At 42.5% G+C, this 3,963-nt stretch carries 2 protein-coding genes; one reads left to right on the forward strand and one right to left on the reverse strand.

The window, feature by feature from the left end; all coding sequences use genetic code 11:
- The first annotated feature begins 316 nt into the window (after nt 1–316).
- Nucleotides 317–2,794: a phosphocholine-specific phospholipase C gene (locus tag AAGC65_RS25330; protein WP_343115246.1), complete on the forward strand. Its 2,478-nt coding sequence runs from the start codon at nt 317–319 to the stop codon at nt 2,792–2,794.
- 11 nt (nt 2,795–2,805) lie between these two features.
- On the opposite strand, the gene AAGC65_RS25335 is transcribed toward AAGC65_RS25330, so the two are convergent.
- Entirely contained in the window at nt 2,806–3,690 is an 885-nt protein-coding gene (locus AAGC65_RS25335; RefSeq protein WP_343115247.1) for an AraC family transcriptional regulator, read from the reverse strand.
- Nucleotides 3,691–3,963: the final 273 nt, after the last annotated feature.

Raw genomic sequence — 3,963 nt, forward strand, 5'->3', positions numbered from 1 at the left:
ATATAACAAAGTTCATAAGTTTCATTGATATTTATAATATAACAAAAGTTATATGGTTTGCCGCCGGTATATACAGTCACTTACTGTTCCAACTCTGTTACAGGAAAATAATGCCGGCGGCAATATAAAGAGGTATACATTTCCGGGTAAAATCAGATAGCATTTACTTAACAACTCCGCATTTGGCAGGTGTGATATTCATAATTCGATAATTTTTATACCCCATCTGTTTTAAACACTAAAATTGTGCTGTTATTTTAGTTTTAAAAAGTTCAGGCATGTACCTTTATTTAAAACCATCTGTCAATAATATATTATGAGTGATACCCGCCGTGAGTTTATAAAGAAGGCAACGTTGTTAACCGGTGCCGCCGGATTGTTTTCAGTAATGCCCGAATCGATACAAAAGGCCCTGGCCATTAATGCCGAAAAGGGGAGCACGTATCTTGATGCCGAGCATATCGTGTTCCTGATGCAGGAGAATCGTTCGTTCGATCATTGCTATGGTACCTTGCAGGGTGTTCGCGGTTTTGATGATCCGCGTGCCATGCATCTCCCCAACAGTAACGTGGTTTGGCTGCAAAGCAACAAGGCAGGCAAAACATATATCCCCTTTAATCTTGATATAAAAAACTCAAAAGCTACGTGGATGCAATCGTTACCACATTCGTGGGATAACCAGGTTGATGCGCGTAACAATGGCAAAATGGATGGATGGCTTGAAAGTAAAAGATCGGGCAATCCCGAATATGCAGATATGCCGCTAACCATGGGGTATTACGATCGCAGGGATATTCCGTTTTATTATGCCCTTGCCGATGCCTTTACCGTTTGCGATCAAAACTTTTGCTCGTCACTAACCGGCACAAGCCCTAACCGCTGTTATTTCTGGTCGGGCACCATACGCGAGCAACAGCATGAAAACTCACCGGCGCATGTATATAATAGTGAGATAGATTACCAGGATGTTAACTGGAAAACCTTTCCCGAAAGGCTTGAAGAGGCCGGTATATCATGGAAAGTATACCAGAACGAACTGAGCGTAGGAGTAGGGCTTGAAGGTGAGGAAGATGACTGGCTGGCAAATTTTACCGATAACGACCTGGAATTTTTTAAACAATATAATGTACGCCTGCATAAGGCCCGCCGCGATCATCTTCCAAAAGAAATTGTTGCAATTGAAAATGCTATTGCCGAATTACAAAAACAAACTCAAACACCGGAAGTAATTAAAGCGCTCGCAGAAAAGAAAGAACAGCTGGAAAGCGCAAAAACCGAGATAAAGGAATGGACAAGTGAAAGGTTTGAAAAGCTTTCGGCCTTTGAAAAAAGCATCCATCAAAAAGCTTTTGTTACTAACATAAATGACCCCGATTATCATAAACTGGAAACGCTTGTTTATGAGGATAACGGCGTTAAGCGCGAGGTAAAAGTGCCTTTAGGCGACCCGCTGTACCAGTTCAGAGCCGATGTGAATAGTGGCAAATTACCCACGGTATCGTGGCTTACCGCGTCATCCAATTTTTCAGATCATCCGGGTTCGCCATGGTATGGCGCCTGGTATATTTCGGAAGTGATGGATATACTTACTAAAAATCCGGATGTATGGAAAAAAACCATCTTTATACTTAATTACGATGAGAACGATGGTTACTTTGACCACGTATCGCCGTTTGTGCCGCCACATTCCGCAAAGCCCGAAACGGGCAGATCTTCGGCCGGTTTAGATACCAGTGTTGAATATGTAACCAAAGAGCAGATCAGTAAATTATTTGAAAAGGAGGGCCATCACCGGCGCGAAAGCCCTATCGGGCTCGGTTTTAGGGTACCTATGGTTATCGCCTCGCCATGGAGCCGCGGCGGCTGGGTAAATTCGCAGGTATCTGATCATACCTCGTGTTTGCAATTCTTGGAGACCTTTTTACATAAAAAAACAGGTAAGGCGCTTAAAGATACCAACATCAGCGACTGGAGGCGCACCGTATGCGGTGATCTTACCTCGGTGTTCAGGCCATACAATGGCGAAAAGATCGCCTACCCGGTATCGTTAAACAGGGATAAAACCATACAAGGCATTTATAACAGTAAGTTTAAGAACCTGCCCAATAATTTCAAACAACTGAGTGAACAGGATATTAAAACCGTAAACCATAAACCGGCCTCTTTTAAAGCATTCCCTCAACAGGAAAAAGGAAAAAGGCAATCATGCGCATTGCCTTATGATTTACACGCCAACGGGCAGTTAAACAAAACACGCGATAGTTTTGAGATCAGCATGAAATGCGGGCCGGCAAGCGGCGCTCCGTTTAAGGTTTGTACACATACATGGCACAACAAATCCGGGCAAATGCAGGTATGGGATTTCGCGGTAAAAGCCAGTGACGAGATCAGCTACGCATGGCCATTAAATAAGTTTGAAAGCAACGCTTACCGGTTAGATTTAAATGGCCCCAACGGTTTTTTCAGGCATTTTGCAGGTGATAAAAACGATCCTGAGCTGTCTGTAGATGTTTCATACACCAAAACAGGCGATCTGGAAATTCACATGGTTAACTTACACAGAACAAAAGCATATCATATCACCATAAATGATAATGCCTACAGACTACCTGTCCAAAAACTCAGCCTTAAACCGGGGCAAAAAACCAGTAAAGTGATCAGCTTGGAGGCCAGTCATCACTGGTATGATATAAGCATTGCCGCAGATGGGTATAATGCTTTTTTACGCAGCTATGCAGGGCGTGTAGAAACGGGCCGGCATGGTTTTACCGATCCGGCAATTGGCGCCGCATAGGTTGTTAAATTTTAATGTTTGTTTTCGAAACTTTTTCTGAACTCCAGCGGGGTAAGTTTGGTTTTTTCTTTAAATAAGTTAGAAAAATATTGCGTCGATTCAAAATTCAGCGCATAGGCGATCTCTTTTATTGGCCGCGACGAATTAACTAATTCTTCTTTTGCTTTTTCAAGCCTGAGTTGAATTTGATATTGTATAGGCGCCATGCCGGTGTATTCTTTAAACGTTTTGCGAAAGCGCGAATAACTGATCTGTAACTGGTTGGCAATATCTTGCGGGCAAAGCTTACTTTCCAGGTTGGCTCTCATAATATGACGTGCACGGTCAATCATGGTGCCTGTTTCGTCCTGGCGAAGTGCACTTTGCTTAGATGAACTGTACACCTGGCCAAGCAAATACATGGCCGCGCCGGATACTAATGGTTGATATCCGGGTTTTTCTTTATTGATGGTATCAATAACCTGCTCATATAAGTGGATCATGTTTTCGCTGTATCCAATATTAAATACCGGGCACAGCGGGTCAAAAAATTCATGATCAACAAGGTTGCTCATAAATGCGCCTCTAAAACCTATCCAGTATTCTTTCCACCCGGTTTGTAAGTTTGGGCGGTATCTATGCCTGATGTTCGGAAATATCGCTATTACCGAACCGCTTTCAATGGGTATATCACCGGTAGCTTGTGAGTTATATATACCCGAGCCGCCGGTTACATATACCAGCGAATACTCCTGCAAAACCCGGCCTTTTTCCCAATTAAAGCTATGATGGGTTGGATGCCCAACATCAGGGTACTGGCCACCCGGTAAATACTCCTGATAGCCTGCATGTAAAACCTGCAGCCCCCAATCCTCGTCTTCAAGCGAAACAGGAAGATATTTATAAAAGTTGTTCATTAACCTGGTAAAATTTGTGACAGATTCAAATATCGCTGAAATTTTATTTTTAAAATACGAATAGCAAAAACTGTACAAAAAATATCAAAACACTAACATACTTATTAAGCAAAAACGGATTATACCTGCATTAAAATCTAATGGACAGCAGCTTTGCAAAAAGTACAACATTTATGTCAAAAGCCGTACAACATCCCAAAACGTACATTTTACCTTAGCCTTAACCAATAAATCCTGATGGCACAGTGAATTTTAGCCCCGGCTCACCGGTTC

It is taken from the genome of Mucilaginibacter sp., assembly GCF_039207105.1.
GTDB lineage: Bacteria > Bacteroidota > Bacteroidia > Sphingobacteriales > Sphingobacteriaceae > Mucilaginibacter.

Excerpts from the sequence above, each read along its gene's own strand:
- AAGC65_RS25330 (WP_343115246.1), top strand. The coding sequence starts at position 317 with ATGAGTGATACCCGCCGTGAGTTTATAAAGAAGGCAACGTTGTTAACC.
- AAGC65_RS25335 (WP_343115247.1), bottom strand. The coding sequence starts at position 3,690 with ATGAACAACTTTTATAAATATCTTCCTGTTTCGCTTGAAGACGAGGAT.